Source organism: Stenotrophomonas nematodicola (assembly GCF_009467805.1).
In the GTDB taxonomy this organism is placed as follows: Bacteria; Pseudomonadota; Gammaproteobacteria; order Xanthomonadales; family Xanthomonadaceae; genus Stenotrophomonas; species Stenotrophomonas nematodicola.
Window position 1 is genome coordinate 256,052 of sequence record NZ_WIAY01000001.1, and the last position, 17,828, is coordinate 273,879.

The following is a 17,828-nucleotide window of genomic DNA, read 5'->3' on the forward strand; positions in this document are numbered from 1 at the left end:
GTGGCTCTATGCGTCTGCGTTGGCGGGCGCATAGAGCTGATAACCCGGCAACGCGCACGCGCCGGCATACACAAAGGCCACGCTTTGCCGCGCCCGGGTGAAGGCCACGTAGTACTTTGGTGGGGCGGTGATACGCGCTGCATCTGCCGTGCGCAGGTACTGTGTCAGCGGGCCGTTCGGAAAGATGAGGACCCGGCTGTAGGTGCGGCCCTTGCACTGCCCAAAGTTCACGGCCGGTAGTCCGTCGCACGCTTGCCGCCGGTCATGCCGGAGCACGGTGGGCGCAAACTCCTGCATGTACGCTTCAACATCCGCTGGAGCGACGAGGTAGATGCCATCGTGCCCGGTGACCTCGCCATTGCCTGATTGGGTTCGCGGCATCTGCGGATAGAGCGTGTCCGCCATATCGCACAGGGCCTGGACGCAGCGAAGGCTGATGAGGCGGTGATCCAGCTGGCATAAGCCGTCCGCCTCCCAAATCTGAAACAGCGCTGCCAGATTGGGTCCACGATACTGGCTGTGCCTTTGAGCATAGTTGGTGGCATACGTCGCCTGCCGCGTATCACCCACCAACGTGATGGCAATGCCGCTCTTCAACAGCCGCTCGACCAGATCCAGATCAAAGCCGGCGAGGTCCTGAACTTCGTCGATGTAGAGCTCGTCGTACATGGCCGCCAGGCGTGCCATGACCTGACCTTGGGTGAGCTCATCGCAGCGCACAGCGAAATCGGCCGCCCGGTCCGAATACATCCGGTTGCCTGCCAAGTAGTGGCGCGCCACCTGGGTGCGTGGGGCCCTGTTATTGGTGACACCTTCTACGAACAGGATGGTCTCGATGCGAGGCTCAGGGCAAAGCGCTGCCTGGTACGGGCGGATGCACTGGCACAGCAGGAAGCCATACCAGCTGTGCAAAGTGACATGCACGGGGACCGCACCGGCGTGGACCTCAAACGAGCGCCGGATCTCTTCTAGATTCTCCAGCGTGTAGGTGACAATCGCGATGCGACGCCCAGGCCGCTCCAGGGCCTGCCGGACCAGCAAGGTGGTCTTGCCCGAGCCGGCCGCCGAAAGCAGGACCCGGTTAGGTGATGGCGCGCTGGACATAGTCCGGGAACCTGATCGAGTGCGGGCTGTTGAAGATCGCCAGGGCCGTATCGGTCTTATGGCCCTTCATGTACTTGAGCAGCGCCACCTCATCGGCAAACGTCTTGCCCAGCACGGTATTGAGTTCGGCCAGCGAGTTGGCTTTGATCAGCTGCTCTTCCAGCGATGGGGCGCTTTCGTCGGAATCGTAATAGATCGCGTTGATGTGTTCGGCATAGCGCTCCTGCACAACGGCGATATCGCCATCATTGTCGGTGATCACCTTGGCCTGGATTTTCAGCCGATCTGCAATCTGCAAGAAGCGCTTGAATGCCAGCGACTTGACCGAAATGATGTCTACGCCGCGAGCCATCGGCGCCACGCCATGGTGGTCGCTGTAGGCGCGCTGCACGATCAGCTCGTCGGAAGGGCCTTCCACCAGGATCGCCTGCTTGGCCAGGATCAATCGCAGCGTGTCGTGGCCCGGCAGCTTCATGAAATAGTCATGGGTATCGCTCGGCAGCTGGTCCAGCTTCATCTGGCCCTGCGCGCTGAACAGGATCACGTTGTCCACGCCCAGCTTGTTCAACACGAAGCTGCTATGGGTGGCGATGATTACCTGCTGGGCGGTTGAGAGGGCCGCAATCCTGTCGATCAGCTGGGTCATGCTGGAGAAGGACAGATGGTTCTCTGGCTCCTCAATCAGCAGCACGTGGGCGGCCCCGGCCGCGTGCATGGCCAGCTTCATCTTCACCGCGCTCTGTTCACCTTTGCCGGCCTGGGTGAAGGGGAGCTCATCCAGGTACGGTGACAAGCTGGTTTCCCACGTTGAGCGCGGCGATGTGTCCACCCCCACCGTGAGCGCCCGGTGGCTGATGTCCCCGGTATGCTCGGTGAGATAGGCATTGATGGCCGCCACATCGGCTTCTTCGGAAAAACTCTGCCGCATGCGGCGGAAGCTCAGCGACAGCGAGACGCGTTGCGCAGGCGTCAGTGCCTGCTCGATGATGCCGGCGATATAGCGATCGGCACCGGACAAGGTCTTGATGCCGTGCGTGTCGATGATGGTCGAGTCGAACGGAATACTGCGGGCGGTAACGCCATTGTTGGCAAAGGAGTACCAGCGCACCGTGTAGTACTCCACCGGCAGGCTGACCGCGCCCTGGTGCTGCTGCAGGTAGGCGTTGAACTCCTCGCGGTAGTCGTCGTTGAGCTCGACCAGCAGCCGGATGCCGGCGGTATCCAGACGCAGGGAGTTGTTGGTGCCGCGTAACGACGCCAGCGCGGCGTCGGCGCCCAGATAGGCTTCGATGGAGATCCGTGGCGGCGAGGCCGGCGTGCCCGTGGCAAGCGCTCCCAAGTACTCCTGCACCGTGGGCTGGTGGAACAGGTAGGGCGTGAGCTCGTAGGCAAGATTGCGCCCATGCAGCTGGCCGGTGACCACCGCGTGGATGGCCTCCAGCAGGGTGGATTTACCGACCTCGTTGTCGCCCACGACCAGGTTCATGTGGGCATTGAGGGGCAGGTCCAGATGGCGAAACGACTTGAAGTTGTCGATGACGATACGTTCGATCGGCATGCACAGTCCTTTGATGGCCAACGGGCTCGGTGGCGGAGCCTGCCTGCACCCTGGCTGGCCTCCTTTCCGCTCTGGGCCATACTACCCAGCGATCGCCGGCCCTGGGCGGTTTCGTACTGCTTGGGACGCCGGGAAGGGTCAGAATCCGCCTTACGCGGGATAATTCAATATTATCCCGCCTTTAGATACGACCCGTACTCGGCGAGTAGTGTAACTTGATTGGTATGTAATTACGTGGTATGTAATACATTACGAAATAGTCGGAGAGTGCGATGGCACGCGGCGGCTTGTACAAGAGCGACATCCAGAAGGCCCGCGATGCGCTGCGGGCACAGGGCAAACACCCGTCGGTGGACGCGGTGCGGGTGGCGCTGGGCAACACCGGCTCCAAGACAACCATTCACCGCTACCTGAAGGAGCTGGAAGAAGATGAAGGGCAAGGCCTTGGCGCCAAGGTCGCGGTCAGCGACGCGCTACAGGACCTGGTCGGTCGGCTTGCCGGTCGCCTACACGAGGAGGCCGAGGCTGTAATCGCCGAGGCCCGGCAGCGCTTCGAAGCGCACTTGCAGGAGCGTAGCGAGGCGCTGGAACGCACCCAGCAGGAGGCGTCCACGCTGAGCGCGCAGCTTCAGCGCATTGAAACTGCCTTACGCGAAGAAAAGACGACCCACGCCGCAGCCCAGCAGGCCTTGGCCGAACGGGTCACCGAGGTCGCGCAGCTCGGCGAACGGATCGCGGGACTGACCGCGCGGCTGGCGGAGCACGAGGCGCATGCCCAGTCGCTGGAGCAGAAGCACCAGCATGCTCGCGAGGCGTTGGAGCACTACCGCACCTCGGTCAAGGACCAACGCGAACAGGAACAGCGCCGCCACGAGCACCAGGTGCAGGAACTGCAGGTCGCGCTGCGCCAGGCCAACGAGGCGCTGACCGCCAAGAACCACGAACTGGTTCAGCTCAACCGCGACAACGGGCAGTGGCTGGAACGCCACAGCCGCCTAGAGAGGGAACTGGCGCAGGTGCGGCAAGCTGCGGACGACCAGCGGAAGGAGCTGGACGCGCTGCGGCTTACGGCTGCGGAGTACCAGGCCTTGCTGGCACGCTGGACCCAGGACGCCCAAGCGTTGGAGAGCGCACGGGTCAAGCTGGCCAATGCTCACGCCGACTTGGCCAAGGAGCGAGAACGGCGTGAACAAGCCGAGGCCGAAGCGTTGCGTGCCGGTGTGCGCCAGGACACCTTGGAGCAGTTGCTGGCGCAGTTGCGGCCCGATCGCGCCGACAGTTCAGGTACCAACAAAAATCCGGCAACCAAATGATTTCACGGAAGAAAAAAAAATTCTGGGGGCATTTTTGCACGTATCTCGGCTTAACCCCACATCCGCCATCCTTATGGGGTTTCCATGGGGGGTGCGCGTGACTTTGTCCGTCGACTCAACACCGACCTTCGCTCGACGCCTCCAACAAGCCCGCCTGCACACGGGTTTGTCGCAGAAGGAGTTGGGCATCCGGGCCGGTCTGGATCCTTACGTGGCCAGCCCCCGAGTCAACCAGTACGAACGTGGCAAGCACGAGCCCAAGCTGGAGACTGCTGAGCGGTTGGCCCAAGCGTTGGGGATCCCCGCCGCCTTCCTTTACACCGACGATGATCTGCTGGCCAAGTTGCTCCTGCGCTGGGGCTCGCTAAGCAAGCAGCAGAAGCGGGAGTTGGTGAAGCTGATCGAGGCCACACCCGAGAAGTAAACCGAACAAGCGCTAGCCCTATGGGCAACCCTTCGCCTCAACCCGCCCATTGGGCGCTCCTGGAGGGAGCTGCAGTGGCCGTGACTAGTGCGACTGACAAGTGGCGGCATCTCAGGCCTACTTGAGATTTTGTTCACGACCGATACACACGCGCCTTGTCTAAAGTGATTTACAATGTCGCCCGTGTCAGCCTCCTCACTTCTACTGCGACTGCTCCTGATCGTCATGCTCGTGCTTAACGGCGCGTGGTCGGCATTTGCGTCGATCAGTATGAACCCGGCCATGGAAGCGCAGGCCAGCGAAGTGGCTGCCGCGGTGCAAGGCGACGAAGACTGCGTCGCCCATCACAGTGCTGAGAATCATCCCGATGCCACCTCGATTGAAAGGGCTGGCACTGGGCATGGCGACCATGCCGGTCCCGACTGTTGCAAGTCTTCTGCGTGCCGGTGCGCCTGCGTACACGCGTGCGCGAGCGCACTTCCGGCGCGCCTGCATGTTTCGGTGCAACTGGCCTTGGGCCTGGATGTCATGCCGCTGCCCCTAGGGCATGCGGCACCTGCCTTGCCTCATCTGATCCGACCACCGATCGGCTAAGCGTCCCTAAGCGCCGCAATGGCGCCGTTGGTGTGGCTTGCATGCCTATTTATAGGCCAGCCGCCCGCTCTGTACCACCGCCCGCCGGTGGCAACACGACGCTTGGAGCATTTTCATGTCGCATGATGATTTTCGTGGTCCACACGGTGGACCGCCGCTGCTACCTTCGCGGCGGCGATTTGTCCAGGGCTTGGCCTTGGGAGGCGCAGTCGCAGGATTAGGTTTCTGGCCCAAAGCCAGTTGGGCGCTCAAGGGCCCGGGACAACCCAACGTACTATCGGGCACCGAGTTTGACCTAACCATCGGCGAGACGCCGATGAACTTCACCGGCAAGACCCGCACCGCGATCACCGTCAATGGGTCCGTTCCGGCGCCGTTGCTGCGTTGGCGGGAAGGCACCACGGTCAACCTGCGTGTCTCCAATGCATTGCCCGCTAACTCCCTCCATGGCGCGGACACCTCCATCCATTGGCACGGCATCATTTTGCCGGCCAACATGGACGGCGTGCCGGGCCTGAGCTTTGACGGTATCGGACGTGGTGAGACCTACCACTACCGGTTCACCCTGCATCAGGGCGGCACCTACTGGTACCACAGCCACTCGGGGTTCCAGGAACAAGCCGGGCTCTATGGCCCGATCATCATCGACCCATTGGAGCCGGAGCCCTTCAGCTTCGATCGCGACTACGTCGTGATGCTGAGCGATTGGACAGACCTGGACCCGACGGCCCTGTTCGATCGTTTGAAGAAGATGCCGGGCCATGACAATTACTACAAGCGCACGGTCGGCGATTTTGCGCGCGATGTGAAGCGCAACGGCCTGTCGGCCACGTTGGAAGATCGCAAGATGTGGGGCGTGATGCGGATGACGCCCACGGATCTGTCCGACGTCAACGCCAACACCTACACCTACCTGATGAACGGCACGACCTCGCTGGGCAACTGGACCGGTTTGTTCCGCAGTGGCGAGAAGGTGCGCCTGCGTTTCATCAATGGCTCTGCCATGACGTACTTCGATGTGCGTATTCCGGGGCTAAAGATGACCGTGGTGGCAGCAGATGGCTTGTATGTCCATCCGGTTTCCGTCGACGAGTTCCGCATCGCGGTAGCAGAAACCTTCGATGTGATCGTGGAGCCCTCCGGGCAGGACGCATTCACCATCTTTGCCCAAGACTCCGGTCGCACCGGCTACGTCAGCGGCACGCTCGCCGTGCGCGAAGGATTACGCGCGCCCGTTCCGTCTGTGGATCCCCGGCCGCTGCTGACGATGGCAGACATGGGCATGGATCATGGATCGATGGATATGTCTGGCGGCAGCAAGGGCATGGAAGGCGGCTGTGGTGCGGCCATGGGCATGCCTGGCATGACCCCACCTGCCAGCGGTAACGCGACCTCGGCCCATGCAGGCCATGCGATGCCCGCCGCCGGCGATGGTGCCATGGCAGGCATGCAGCACGGGGGCATGCAATCACACCCTGCCAGCGAGACCAACAATCCCCTGTTGGACAACCAGGCCATGAGCGTGAGTTCGCGCTTGGATGATCCGGGTAATGGCCTGCGCGATAACGGCCGTCATGTACTGACGTATTCCATGCTCAAGAGCACCTTTGAAGACCCTGACGGACGCGACCCCGGTCGCGAGATCGAGCTGCATCTGACCGGACATATGGAGAAATTCTCCTGGGGCTTCAACGGTCAGAAGTTCTCCGATGTCAAGCCGCTGCGGCTGAACTACGGCGAGCGTATGCGCATCGTATTGGTTAACGACACGATGATGACCCATCCCATCCATTTGCACGGCATGTGGAGTGACGTGGAGGACGACAACGGCAACTTCATGGTGCGCAAGCACACGGTGGATATGCCGCCGGGTAGCCGACGCACGTATCGCGTGCGTGCCGATGCGTTGGGCAGCTGGGCGTTCCATTGCCACCTGCTTTATCACATGGAAGCCGGAATGATGCGCACGGTGAGGGTCGACGAATGAACATCAATAGACGCGATACCACCCTGACTGCGCTGACGCTGGCTATCTCGCTGGCCCTGGCCAATGCGGCCAGCGCCCAATCCATGCAGCACGGCTCCATGCCGATGGAGCAGGGCGCGCAGACCCAGACTCAGGATCACTCTGCACAACAGGCGCCGACATCAAAACCTGCGCCAGCCCAAAAGCCTGCAACACCGGCCAAGCCGAGCGAAGCGACGATCGATCATGCGACGATGGGCCACGCCGCGCCGCAGGCTAAAGCAGCCGAGCCTGCCATGCAGGGCATGGACCATTCGCAAATGGGGCACGTCTCGCCCGCGAGCACACCTGCGGCGCCCACAGCACAGGCGCAGTCGATGCAGGGCATGGATCACAGTCAGATGGCACAGCCCGCTGCAGCCGACACCTCTAGTACGGCCACGCCTGCGATGCAGGGGATGGACCATTCCAAGATGGGGCACGGCGCGCCTCCGAGCACGCCCGCAACGCCCAAAGCGCAGACACAGTCGATGCAGGGCATGGACCACAGTCAGATGGGACACGGGCCTGCAGTGCCAACGCAGCCGCGCACCCCGATACCCGCGGTGACGGACGCGGATCGCAAGGCGGCCATCGCGCCGGAACACGCGCATCCGGTGCATGACAACTCGATCAAGAGCTACGTGCTGCTCAATCGCCTGGAAGCCTGGGATGCCGATCCGGGCACCGGGCTGGGCTGGGAGGGCCAGGCTTGGATCGGTACGGACCTCAATCGCGTCTGGCTCCGCAGTGAAGGCGAACGCACGGATGGTCAGACCGAGTCGGCTGATCTGGAAGTGCTCTACGGCCGCAGTATCTCCACGTGGTGGGATGTGGTGGCCGGTGTGCGTCATGACTTCAAGCCTGGGGCATCTCAAAACTTCGCCGCTATCGGTGTACAGGGCTTGGCGCCGATGAAGTTCGAAGTGTCCGCCACAGCCTATCTCGGCGAAGGGGGCCAGACTGCCGCCAATGTCGAGGCCGAGTACGAATTGCTGCTAACCAACCGGCTGATCTTGCAGCCGCTGGTGGAAGTCACCGCCTATGGCAAGAACGATCCATTGCGCGGGATAGGTTCGGGTCTGAGTACCGCTGAGGCGGGGCTACGACTTCGTTATGAGTTCACCCGAAAGTTCGCTCCCTACATCGGCGTGGTGTACGAGCGCGCGTTTGGCAATACCGCAGACATGCGACGCGAGCATGGCGAGTCCTTTGAAGACACGCGCTTGGTCATCGGCCTTCGTACCTGGTTCTAAGGGGAACTGACAATGAAATCCAACAAAAGGATGTGGGTATGGCTCGGTGCCGGCGTGGGATTGGTTGCGGTCGCGGCAACTGCCACGGTCTCTCTGGGCGTGTACAACGTGGCCGCCGACGATCCGCATAGTCGCCCGGTGTATGCGCTACTTGAAACGGCGCGCGAGCGTTCCATTGAGGTGCGCGCCGCCAAGCTTCAGGTGCCCACGAACCTGGATGATCCTGAGCGTATCCGCCAGGGTGCGGGCAACTACAACGCCATGTGCGTGACCTGCCATCTTTCGCCAGAGGCGGCGGCCACCGAGATGAGCAAGGGCCTGTACCCCGCGCCACCGAACCTAAGCAAACAGTCGGTCGCTCCAGCTGAGGCGTTCTGGGTGATCAAGCACGGCATCAAGGCCAGCGGCATGCCCGCGTGGGGCGGCAGCATGGACGATGAGTTCATCTGGAACATGTCGGCCTTCCTGCAGAAGCTGCCCACGCTGGACAAGGCCGGTTACCAGGCGTTGGTGGCCAGCAGTGATGGTCATTCGCATGGCGGCGGCGAGACGCAAGGCCACCATGACGACGAAAAGGCCGAGGATCACCCTGCCCTATTCGAGCCGGGCAACAACTCCATGCCGCATGCGCACCCGCCGGGCGTGGACGACGATCACCACGGCCCGACACCCAGCGACACGGAAGTCGGGTTGGTGAGCCACGGCCATCCCGACGGCAAGGTGGAGTCGCACCCTGCACCACACACGCCCGTGGCCGATGACGGCCATGCGCACACCCATTGATCTCCTTGGAGCCCACGCAATGAACGCAACAGCAATCTCGTTCACCCTCGCACTGGCACTGGCCGTCGTGTCCCCCGCAATGGCGCAGGCGACACAGCCGCACGCACATCACCCCGCTGCCGCGGCATCTGCGGACGTCGACGTCCCAGTCACTGCAGAGGCCGCGGTCGCCGTAGCGGAGCGTTTCAACAGGGCCCTGTCTAGCGGCGATCTGGCCACGGTCGAAGCCCTGCTCGCTGCCGACGTCCTCATCCTCGAGTCCGGGGGTGCCGAGCGCAGCCGCGAGGAATATCTGGGTCATCACGCAGTCAGCGATGCGGCATTCCTCAAGGGCGCCCATCGCCAGCTGCTCCGTCAGCGTGCACGCACCGCTGGTGAGTTCGCATGGGTCGGAACCGAAAGCGAGCTGCACGCCCAGAAAGACGGTAAGCCACTGACCGTCCAGAGCACCGAGACCATGGTGCTGAAGCAGACCACCGACGGTTGGCGGATCGCCCACATCCACTGGTCTTCGCGGACCAAGCGCTAAGCGGAGAACCAGAAATGAAAACCTGCAGATTGAACCGACTGGCGTGGGCGGCTTTTGCGGTCGCCGGCCTGGGTGCCTGCACCCAAGCGGCTACACCCGCGCAATCCACCATCGCGCCCACTGCACAGGTCGTCCCGGAAACAGCCGACGCGACTCCAGCCGCCCTGCCACGCATGACCGTCCACAAGACCCCGACCTGCGGGTGCTGCGGTAGCTGGATCGACCACGTGAAGAAGGCGGGGTTCACCGTGGATGTGCATGACATGGATGACCTGGGTCCGGTCAAGGAGCGCCTGGGTGTCCCCTATGCAAAGGGCTCCTGCCACACGGCCGAGGTCGACGGATACGTCATCGAAGGCCATGTCCCGGCCGAGGACATCAAGCGCCTCCTCGAAGAAAAGCCGGACGCACGCGGCCTGGTCCTGCCCGGAATGCCGCTCGGTTCGCCGGGCATGGAGGTCCCGGAAGGACGCCAGCAGCCGTATACGGTCGAGCTGGTCCATCACGACGGAACCACCGAACCCTTCGCACAGCATTGATCCGCAAGAGCAACAGGGGGCGGTGTTGCGGGCGCGCCGATTCTCGTCCGCGATGAAGCAGGAGATCCACATGACTCACCATTCCGAAGACCACCGGTCTCAGGCCATGAACGAGTGCATCGACAACTGCACGCAATGCCACGCGATTTGCCTTGAGACCATCAACTATTGCCTGAGCAAAGGAGGTGCCCACGCAGCCCCGGAGCACATCGCCCTGCTGGCGACGTGTGCCGATATCTGCGCCACCAGCGCCGACGCCATGTTGCGTGGCGCCAGCGCTCACTCGGTGGTTTGCAGTGCCTGCGCGGAGATCTGCCGCCAGTGCGCCGAAGCATGCGACGCCATGAACGACCCGGAGATGGCGCGCTGCGCCGAAGTTTGTCGCCGTTGCGCGGAAAGCTGCAGCGCCATGGCGGCTTGACGCGTCGAGGATCCCGCCTGAGCGGCGGGATCCTCATCTCAAATATCAAAAGCCGACCAACCGTGGTTTCGGTGACAGCCCGACACCTAACGCTTGTCGGATCCAACACAGCACGGCGCCGAACGGGGCTTTGCATCACATTCGCAATGAGGATTTATCCCTATGAAATCATCAAACGTCCTTCGCTCCTTCGCGCTCGTCCTCGCGATTGCGGCTGGGCAGTTCTCCCTGCAGATCGCGCACGCCCACGCCGCGCTGCAGCAGTCCACACCGGCGGCAAATGCGGTGGTGGCTTCGCCGGGCCAGATCGATCTCGTGTTCAACGAAACATTGATTCCGCGGGCGTCGCGTCTCAAGTTGCTCATGAAGCACGGCAGTTCCACCATGCCGATCGAGAATTTCACGACCGAGATCGTCAACAACGGTAAGACCCTGCGTGCCAAGTTGCCCCAGCCGCTGACTCCGGGCGTCTATACCGTGGAATACCGCGCCGTCGGTGGTGACAACCACCCCATGCCGGGCAGCTTCAGCTTCACGGTGCGCTGAGGAGTCGCGAATGTTCGACCTGTCGGCTTATGCACTGAGATTCCTGGAATACCTTGTCATCATGGTTCTTTTCGGGGTTCCACTCTTCGGTTGGTACGGGTCGCGTCGATCGGCACTCGCCGACGCCTTGGCCGGGTGGTCACTCATGGGCGTTCTATTGGCGGGTGCCGTAGCCGGTCTCGTGCTCACCGGGCTCGATGTCGTCTTCAAGACCGCGGGCATCATGGGAATGCCGCTTGCCGAGGTTGATCGCGCATCGCTTGGCTGGTATCTGCTCGAGACGTCCGCGGGCCGGGCAGCCATGGCGAGAGGCGCGCTGCTGGTCGCCCTGATGTTCGTGCTCGGATGGCATCGTCGCCGCGGGAAGGTGGAGACCGCCTTCCCGCTGGGGGCGATGCTGGCGGGCGGCGCACTCGCTTCGCTGGCATGGAACGGCCACGCCGCCGCTGGCGAGGGCTTGGCAGGCGCGGTCCGGCTTGCTGCAGGCATCGTCCATCTTCTCGCGGCAGGCGGCTGGATCGCAGCGGTCCTGATGTTCCTTGCCATGCTGCTGCGCGGCAAAGAGACGAACGGCAGCGGGCGTCTGCGATCAACGCATGACTTTCTGCATGGTTTTTCGACGCTGGGAACGATCTTCGTTGGTGCGCTCATCGTGTCCGGCATCGCGCACTACGGGGATCTCACCGCGTGGTCGTTTTCGGCCCTGTTCCAGAGCACCTACGGGAAGTTGCTGCTGTTCAAACTGGCCCTGTTCGCTGGAATGCTGGGTTTGGGAGCGCTGCACCGATGGACGCTGGTGCCGCGCTTGGAACGAGCGCTGACCAGCGGAGATCCCGCGCAGGAGGTGCGGGCTTTGCGGCAGAGTGTTACGGCTGAGGCCGCGCTGGCCATCTTGATCCTGATTGTTGTTTCAGTGCTCGGGACGCTCAGCCCCGAATAGCTGTGTAACCCGCAATGGCACACTGCCTTGGCAGTCCATCCCCACTAAAGCGAGCATCGGCATGAACTCACCGTCGTCCCATGACCATCACCATTCTGCAGGCGCAGCCCCTGTCGAGGCTGCGGATGGACGGGTCACCGATCCGGTCTGTGGCATGCAGGTCGATCCCGCCACGACGCAGCATCATGCGACCCACGCCGACACACCTTTCCACTTCTGCTCGGAGCGATGCCGCGCGAAGTTCGTGGCCGATCCGGAGCGCTATCTGACGCCCCAGGACGAACCCGAGGTGGCACAGCCCGGCGCCATCTACACCTGCCCGATGCACCCGGAAGTCCGGCAACAAGGTCCAGGCAACTGTCCCTTCTGCGGCATGGCGCTGGAGCCGGAAATGCCGAGCCTGGAGGACGATGACAATCCGGAACTTCGCGACTTCTCGCGCCGGTTCTGGTGGACGCTTCCGCTGACTGTGGTGACGCTCGTGCTGGCCATGTTCGGCCAGTACCTCCCGCGTGTCGTGCTGGGCGACGTGCAGATCCTGCCGTTGTCGATCGACGTGCAGACCTGGGTCGAGCTGGTCTTGACCACACCAGTCGTGCTGTGGGCCGGCTGGCCGTTCTTCGAGCGCTGCGTGCAGTCGATCCGCAACCGCAGCCCGAACATGTTCACCCTCATCGGGATTGGCGTTGCGGCCGCCTTTGGCTACAGCCTGGTCGCCACGCTGGCACCCGGCTTGTTCCCACCGTCGTTTACCGAACATGGGCGCGTCGGGGTGTACTACGAGGCGGCGGCGGTGATCGTTTCGCTGACCCTGCTCGGCCAGATGCTGGAACTGCGGGCGCGCTCGAAAACGTCCGCGGCGATCAAGGGCCTGCTTGGCCTGGCGCCGAAGGAAGCCCGGCGGGTCAACGCCGACGGCACCGAGGAAGACATCCCGCTGACCCACGTCCACGTCGGCGACCACCTGCGCGTGCGTCCCGGCGAGAAGGTGCCGGTGGATGGCGAAGTGGTGGAAGGCCGCTCCAGCGTCGACGAGTCGATGCTCACGGGTGAACCGATTCCGGTCGAGAAGACCGCAGGCGACCAGGTCATCGGCGCGACCCAGAACGGCACCGGCGCGCTGGTGATCCGCGCCGCCAAGGTGGGCTCCGACACCGTGCTGTCGCAGATCGTGCAGCTGGTCGCGCAGGCGCAGCGCTCCCGCGCGCCGATGCAGCGGATGGCCGATATCGCGGCCTACTGGTTCGTGCTCGCGGTGCTGGCGATCGCGGTGGCCACCTTCTTTATCTGGGGCTCCTTCGGTCCGGAGCCGGCCTGGACCTTTGCGGTGCTCAACGCGGTCTCGGTACTGATCATCGCCTGCCCCTGCGCGCTGGGCCTGGCGACGCCGATGTCGATCATGGTCGCCACGGGCAAGGCGGCGCAGGTGGGCGTGCTGTTCCGCGACGCCGAGGCCATCGAGCACATGCGCCGCATCGACACCCTGATCGTCGACAAGACCGGCACCCTCACCGAGGGGCGCCCCGCCTTCAAGGAAGTCGTGGCCTTCGAGGGCTTCGACGCCGACCGGGTCTTGCACCTGGCCGCCAGCCTGGACCAGGGCAGCGAGCACCCGCTGGCCGACGCCATCGTCGCCGAGGCTCGACGCCGGAACTTCGAGTTCGACCGCGTGGAGGACTTCGACTCGGTGACCGGCATGGGTGTGCGCGGGTCCGTGGCCGGCCATGCGCTTGCGCTGGGCAATACCGCGCTCATGGACGACCTGGGCGCCAATCCCGCTGCGCACGTCGACGTGGCCGAGCGGATGCGCCGCGAGGGCGCGAGCGCCATGTTCCTGGCCGTGGACGGGCGCCTGGCGGGGCTGGTCGCGGTTGCCGACCCGATCAAGGCGTCGGCCGCGGCGGCCATCAACGAGCTCCACGCCGCCGGGCTGCGCATCATCATGGCCACCGGCGACGGGCTCACCACCGCACGGGCCGTGGCCACCGAGCTGGGCCTGGACGAGGTGCATGGCGAAGTCCGCCCCGAGGACAAGGCCGAGCTGGTGCAGCGCCTCAAGCGCGAAGGCCGGCGGGTGGCGATGGCGGGCGACGGCATCAACGACGCCCCGGCGCTCGCCGCGGCCGACGTCGGCATCGCCATGGGCACGGGCACCGACGTCGCGATGTCCAGTGCCCAGATCACCCTGGTCAAGGGCGACCTGCGGGGCATCCTGCGCGCCCGGAAGATCTCCCAGGCCACCGTGGCCAACATGAAGCAGAACCTCACCTTCGCGTTCCTCTACAACGCGCTGGGGGTGCCGGTCGCGGCCGGGGTGCTCTACCCCGCATTCGGGATCTTGCTGAGCCCGATGGTCGCGGCGCTTGCGATGAGCTTGAGCTCGGTGTCGGTGGTGGCCAACGCCCTTCGCCTTGCCAAGTCGGCCGCCGTACCGTCCTCGCCGACCACATCTGTGCCGCGCCAGCCCCTGGGCCTGGCCAAGGATTGACTTGGATCAATTGCATCGGTTCCAGTAAGAGGTAAGCTCACGCCATGGTCCGCATCCGCCATCGGAACTTGTTCCAGCGCACCGCCCTCCTCGCGATGGTGGCCCTGCTCTGGTCCCAGTTCGCGCTCGCAGGCCATGGCGATTGCCTGGATCTCCCAGTCACGCCGGCGGCGTTTGTCGCTGCCGCCACCGACACCCGACACGACCATGGCCACGGCTGCGATGCCGAGCTCCCCTCAGCGAGCAAGGCAGTGTGCGACGCGCACTGCACCGAGGGTGACATCTCGGCGGACAGTGGGCGCATCCCTTCGATTCCGCCGCTGCTGGCCGAAGCCTGGTTCTCCTGGCTTGCGATCGCCGCGATTGCGGATGCTGCGCCAGGTGTCACGGCTACATGGGTGGATTCGCCGCCCAGACCCGCCTGGCACCGACCTACCGCCCATCCAGCGGCACTCCTGCTGATCTGATGCCTGGACGCTGACTGCTCCGCACGTCTGTGCGGCGCAGTCCTGTGCGTTCGCGCCGTGGCTGCGTCACGGCATGTGTTCCTGCCCTCGTCCGAGCGACCTGCGTCGCGTCGGCCCAAGGACACTGATATGGCATCCCCGTTCGACCGACTGCCGGCCAGGCGCCTGCACCCTCGCCCTCTGTCCCGCCGTCTGCCACCGCTCCGGCACCTTCTTGCCGGCGTGCTTGCCGGCGCCTTGTGGGCCCTGGCGCTGCCGGTGACCGCCACCGAACCCGTCCCGGGGCACAGCCTCGAGTCGATCCGCGCCTGGGTTCTGGAACACAACCCGGAATTGCGGGCCATGGACTTCGAGGCCCAGGCCGCCGAAGCACGGATCCAGCCAGCGGGCGCCCTACCCGACCCGACGGCTTCCCTTGGATTCCGCGGCCTCGATCCGGACAAGCCCTGGCGCTCCGCCGGTGCCGAGCGCGAGGTCAACTACGCGCTGCGCCAGCGCCTCCCGCTTTGGGGCAAGCGCGCCCTGGCGCGGACCGCGGCCAGCCAGGACGCGGTCGCGGTCGGACTCGATCGCCTCACCACTGCGCGCGACTTGCTGGCCGACGCCGAGGCGGCCTACGCACGCTACTGGCATGCCGACCAGGCCGTGGCCGTGCTTGATCGCCGCATCGCCCTGCTCCGCCAGGTGGAAGAGATGGCCGGCGTGCGCTACGCCCTGGGTCGCGCGGCGCAGCAGGATGCCATCCGCGCCCAGGTCGAGCAGACCAGCCTCCAGCGCGAGCGGATCGAACGCCTCGCGACCAAGCAGGAGGCGGCCGCCACCTTGAACGCGGTGCTGGGGCGCCGGTCCGATGCACCGCTGGCGACTCCCGACGAGGCGCCGCGCCTCGCCGTCCACAGCGCCTCGCTTGCCGAGGCACTGGATGACGCCGATGCGCATCCCGCGGTGCGCTCGCAGCAGGCTCGCGCCGAGGCGGCGCGCACGAACGTGGTACTGCAGCGTCGCAACCGCTTTCCCGACATCACCCTGGGCGTGGGTGCGATGCAGTTCGGCAACGGCATCGAGAGCACCGAGCTGATGTTCGAGGTCGAGATCCCGTTCCAGCAGCGTGCCCGCCGCGAGCGCGAGCGCGAATCGCGCCTGCTCGAAGACGCAGCGCTTGCCCGCAGGGACGCCACGCTGCGGGCCGTCGAGGAACGCGGCGCTTCCGCCTGGTCGCAGTGGACCAACGCGCGCGAGCGTCGCGGACTGATCGAGAACACGCTGCTGCCGCAGGCCGACGCCACCTGGCAGTCCGCCCTGGCCAGCTACCAGGTCGGTGAAGTCGACTTCGGGACGCTGCTGGAAGCACTCAATGAATGGCAGGGCGCCGACCTCGCACGGGTCGATGCACTGCGTGACGAACTGTTGGGCGCCGCCGCCGTGCGCGCCATCGAAGGAGAGATCCGATGACCCGTGTCCAGACCCTGTCGCTCGCCATCGGCGTTGCACTCGCCGCCCTCGCCGTCGGCTGGATTGCCGGCCGCGCCACGAACGACTCCCCGACCGCGGGCACGTCGATCGACGGCCCGGCCGCAGAACGCAAGGTGCTCTATTACCGCAATCCCATGGGCTTGGCGGACACGTCGCCGGTGCCGAAGAAGGATTCGATGGGTATGGACTACGTCCCGGTCTATGCCGACGACGCACCGCCGGCGGCACCGGGCACGGTGGTGCTGCCGCCGGACAAGGTGCAGGCGCTGGGCGTGCGCACCGAAGCGGTCAAGCGCGGAGCCCTGTCCGCTACCGTGCGCACCAGCGGCACGGTCGAGGTCGACGAGACCCGGCAGTACGCGATCGCCCCGCGCTTCGAAGGCTGGGTGGAGCGGCTGTACGCGAACCAGACCGGCATGCGGGTCAGCGCCGGGCAGCCGCTGCTCTCCGTCTACAGCCCGCAGCTGGCCGCGGCGCAGCAGGAATACCGGCTGGCCGACGAGACCGCCCGCAGGCTGGCCGGGTCCGATCCCGCGAGCGCGGCGTCGATGGTCCGCCTGCGCGATGCCGCCCGCACCCGCCTGCGCAACTGGGAAATCAGTGACGCGCAGATGGGCAAGACGGGCCTGGTGCTCACCGCGCCCGCGGACGCGGTCGTGATCGAGAAGCCGGTGGTCCAGGGCGCGCGTTTCGAGCCCGGCGAAACCATCCTGCGCCTGGCGGACCTGTCGAAGGTGTGGGTGATCGCCAAGGTGCCGGCGGCGCAGGCCGCGGGTATCCAGCCCGGCCAAACGGCCCGCTTTGAAACCGTGGCCCTGCCGGGCCAGGTGGCCGAGGGCGAGGTCACCTTCGTGCAGCCCGTCATCGATGCGATGACGCGCACCGTGGATGTGCGCATCGCCCTGCCCAACCCCGCTGGCGACCTGCGGCCCGGGCTGTATGGGACGGTGGTGCTGGAGGAGCCGGGGGCTGGACCGGTCCTGACCGTTCCGCGCTCGGCCGTGCTCGACAGCGGCACGCGCCAGGTGGTGCTGGTCGAGACCGGCCCTGGCCGCTTCGCACCGCGCGATGTCAGCCTGGGGCGGCGCGGCGGCGATCGCATCGAGATCCTCGACGGCCTGACCGAGGGCGAGCAGGTCGTGGTCTCCGCCAACTTCCTGATCGACGCCGAAAGCAACCTGCAGTCGGCACTCCAGGGTCTTGAGGGTCACACAGGACACGGCGCGCCTTCGGGCACCGCTGAGGATCCACACGCCGGGCACGGCGAGGACGCCGCCGACCCGCACGCAGGTCATGGTGACGAGGCCTCTGATCCGCACGCCGGTCATTCCATGCCGGCTACCCCGGAAGAGACTCCGCCCGCCCCCACCGGCCACGAGGGGCACTGA

At 64.9% G+C, this 17,828-nt stretch carries 17 protein-coding genes; 15 read left to right on the forward strand and 2 right to left on the reverse strand.

Translation table 11 applies throughout. The annotated features are described in order from the left end of the window. Positions 1-6 precede the first annotated feature (6 nt). Both GDJ08_RS01120 and GDJ08_RS01125 read right to left on the reverse strand, forming a co-directional pair. Positions 7-1,104 (reverse strand): UvrD-helicase domain-containing protein, encoded by a 1,098-nt coding sequence (locus tag GDJ08_RS01120; RefSeq protein ID WP_017354990.1) that lies wholly within the window; start codon positions 1,102-1,104, stop codon positions 7-9. Continuing rightward, positions 1,082-2,662, reverse strand: a complete 1,581-nt coding sequence (locus tag GDJ08_RS01125; protein WP_153164116.1) for an ATP-dependent nuclease — start codon at positions 2,660-2,662, stop codon at positions 1,082-1,084. The genes GDJ08_RS01120 and GDJ08_RS01125 overlap by 23 nt, the downstream gene beginning before the upstream one ends. 272 nt (positions 2,663-2,934) lie before the next feature. On the opposite strand from GDJ08_RS01125, the gene GDJ08_RS01130 reads away from it, so the two are divergent. From GDJ08_RS01130 to GDJ08_RS01200, 15 genes are all read left to right on the forward strand, one after another. After that, the gene (locus GDJ08_RS01130; RefSeq protein ID WP_017354988.1) at positions 2,935-3,975 is read left to right on the forward strand and encodes a DNA-binding protein; all 1,041 of its coding nucleotides are present in this window, start codon (positions 2,935-2,937) and stop codon (positions 3,973-3,975) included. 73 nt (positions 3,976-4,048) lie between these two features. Next, the gene (locus GDJ08_RS01135) at positions 4,049-4,399 is read left to right on the forward strand and encodes a helix-turn-helix domain-containing protein (RefSeq protein ID WP_049404629.1); all 351 of its coding nucleotides are present in this window, start codon (positions 4,049-4,051) and stop codon (positions 4,397-4,399) included. Positions 4,400-4,573: 174 nt separating this feature from the next. After that, on the forward strand, positions 4,574-4,993 hold the full coding sequence (locus GDJ08_RS01140; protein WP_080354476.1) for a CopL family metal-binding regulatory protein: 420 nt from the start codon (positions 4,574-4,576) through the stop codon (positions 4,991-4,993). A gap of 115 nt (positions 4,994-5,108) precedes the next feature. Beyond that, complete coding sequence (locus GDJ08_RS01145; RefSeq protein ID WP_017354985.1) at positions 5,109-6,980, forward strand: copper resistance system multicopper oxidase; 1,872 nt, start codon at positions 5,109-5,111, stop codon at positions 6,978-6,980. Further along, positions 6,977-8,254, forward strand: a complete 1,278-nt coding sequence (locus GDJ08_RS01150) for a copper resistance protein B (RefSeq protein ID WP_017354984.1) — start codon at positions 6,977-6,979, stop codon at positions 8,252-8,254. The genes GDJ08_RS01145 and GDJ08_RS01150 overlap by 4 nt, the downstream gene beginning before the upstream one ends. Before the next feature lie 12 nt (positions 8,255-8,266). Next, positions 8,267-9,037, forward strand: coding sequence for a c-type cytochrome (locus GDJ08_RS01155; protein WP_026070603.1), 771 nt, complete (start codon positions 8,267-8,269; stop codon positions 9,035-9,037). A gap of 19 nt (positions 9,038-9,056) precedes the next feature. Further along, a complete protein-coding gene (locus tag GDJ08_RS01160) occupies positions 9,057-9,566 on the forward strand; it encodes a nuclear transport factor 2 family protein (protein WP_026070602.1) in 510 nt (169 codons plus the stop codon). Positions 9,567-9,580: 14 nt separating this feature from the next. After that, positions 9,581-10,105, forward strand: coding sequence for a DUF411 domain-containing protein (locus tag GDJ08_RS01165; protein WP_229301210.1), 525 nt, complete (start codon positions 9,581-9,583; stop codon positions 10,103-10,105). Between the two features lie 70 nt (positions 10,106-10,175). Then, on the forward strand, positions 10,176-10,526 hold the full coding sequence (locus tag GDJ08_RS01170) for a four-helix bundle copper-binding protein (RefSeq protein WP_026070601.1): 351 nt from the start codon (positions 10,176-10,178) through the stop codon (positions 10,524-10,526). Positions 10,527-10,688: 162 nt separating this feature from the next. After that, on the forward strand, positions 10,689-11,072 hold the full coding sequence (gene copC / locus GDJ08_RS01175; RefSeq protein WP_017354979.1) for a copper homeostasis periplasmic binding protein CopC: 384 nt from the start codon (positions 10,689-10,691) through the stop codon (positions 11,070-11,072). A gap of 10 nt (positions 11,073-11,082) precedes the next feature. After that, positions 11,083-12,012, forward strand: coding sequence for a copper homeostasis membrane protein CopD (gene copD / locus GDJ08_RS01180; protein WP_017354978.1), 930 nt, complete (start codon positions 11,083-11,085; stop codon positions 12,010-12,012). Between the two features lie 61 nt (positions 12,013-12,073). Then, complete coding sequence (locus GDJ08_RS01185; RefSeq protein WP_080354477.1) at positions 12,074-14,500, forward strand: heavy metal translocating P-type ATPase; 2,427 nt, start codon at positions 12,074-12,076, stop codon at positions 14,498-14,500. A gap of 44 nt (positions 14,501-14,544) precedes the next feature. Continuing rightward, positions 14,545-14,967 carry a hypothetical protein gene (locus GDJ08_RS01190; protein ID WP_049404632.1) on the forward strand — a complete coding sequence of 141 codons (423 nt, stop codon included), beginning with the start codon at positions 14,545-14,547 and terminating at the stop codon, positions 14,965-14,967. Between the two features lie 258 nt (positions 14,968-15,225). Continuing rightward, the gene (locus GDJ08_RS01195) at positions 15,226-16,419 is read left to right on the forward strand and encodes a TolC family protein (RefSeq protein WP_229296417.1); all 1,194 of its coding nucleotides are present in this window, start codon (positions 15,226-15,228) and stop codon (positions 16,417-16,419) included. Beyond that, the gene (locus GDJ08_RS01200; RefSeq protein WP_017357198.1) at positions 16,416-17,828 is read left to right on the forward strand and encodes an efflux RND transporter periplasmic adaptor subunit; all 1,413 of its coding nucleotides are present in this window, start codon (positions 16,416-16,418) and stop codon (positions 17,826-17,828) included. The genes GDJ08_RS01195 and GDJ08_RS01200 overlap by 4 nt, the downstream gene beginning before the upstream one ends.

What these genes read in the sequence shown, in the direction of transcription:
- GDJ08_RS01120 (WP_017354990.1), bottom strand. Translation starts at nt 1,104, where the DNA reads ATGTCCAGCGCGCCATCACCTAACCGGGTCCTGCTTTCGGCGGCCGGC.
- GDJ08_RS01125 (WP_153164116.1), bottom strand. Translation starts at nt 2,662, where the DNA reads ATGCCGATCGAACGTATCGTCATCGACAACTTCAAGTCGTTTCGCCAT.
- GDJ08_RS01130 (WP_017354988.1), top strand. Translation starts at nt 2,935, where the DNA reads ATGGCACGCGGCGGCTTGTACAAGAGCGACATCCAGAAGGCCCGCGAT.
- GDJ08_RS01135 (WP_049404629.1), top strand. Translation starts at nt 4,049, where the DNA reads ATGGGGTTTCCATGGGGGGTGCGCGTGACTTTGTCCGTCGACTCAACA.
- GDJ08_RS01140 (WP_080354476.1), top strand. Translation starts at nt 4,574, where the DNA reads ATGTCGCCCGTGTCAGCCTCCTCACTTCTACTGCGACTGCTCCTGATC.
- GDJ08_RS01145 (WP_017354985.1), top strand. Translation starts at nt 5,109, where the DNA reads ATGTCGCATGATGATTTTCGTGGTCCACACGGTGGACCGCCGCTGCTA.
- GDJ08_RS01150 (WP_017354984.1), top strand. Translation starts at nt 6,977, where the DNA reads ATGAACATCAATAGACGCGATACCACCCTGACTGCGCTGACGCTGGCT.
- GDJ08_RS01155 (WP_026070603.1), top strand. Translation starts at nt 8,267, where the DNA reads ATGAAATCCAACAAAAGGATGTGGGTATGGCTCGGTGCCGGCGTGGGA.
- GDJ08_RS01160 (WP_026070602.1), top strand. Translation starts at nt 9,057, where the DNA reads ATGAACGCAACAGCAATCTCGTTCACCCTCGCACTGGCACTGGCCGTC.
- GDJ08_RS01165 (WP_229301210.1), top strand. Translation starts at nt 9,581, where the DNA reads ATGAAAACCTGCAGATTGAACCGACTGGCGTGGGCGGCTTTTGCGGTC.
- GDJ08_RS01170 (WP_026070601.1), top strand. Translation starts at nt 10,176, where the DNA reads ATGACTCACCATTCCGAAGACCACCGGTCTCAGGCCATGAACGAGTGC.
- copC (WP_017354979.1), top strand. Translation starts at nt 10,689, where the DNA reads ATGAAATCATCAAACGTCCTTCGCTCCTTCGCGCTCGTCCTCGCGATT.
- copD (WP_017354978.1), top strand. Translation starts at nt 11,083, where the DNA reads ATGTTCGACCTGTCGGCTTATGCACTGAGATTCCTGGAATACCTTGTC.
- GDJ08_RS01185 (WP_080354477.1), top strand. Translation starts at nt 12,074, where the DNA reads ATGAACTCACCGTCGTCCCATGACCATCACCATTCTGCAGGCGCAGCC.
- GDJ08_RS01190 (WP_049404632.1), top strand. Translation starts at nt 14,545, where the DNA reads ATGGTCCGCATCCGCCATCGGAACTTGTTCCAGCGCACCGCCCTCCTC.
- GDJ08_RS01200 (WP_017357198.1), top strand. Translation starts at nt 16,416, where the DNA reads ATGACCCGTGTCCAGACCCTGTCGCTCGCCATCGGCGTTGCACTCGCC.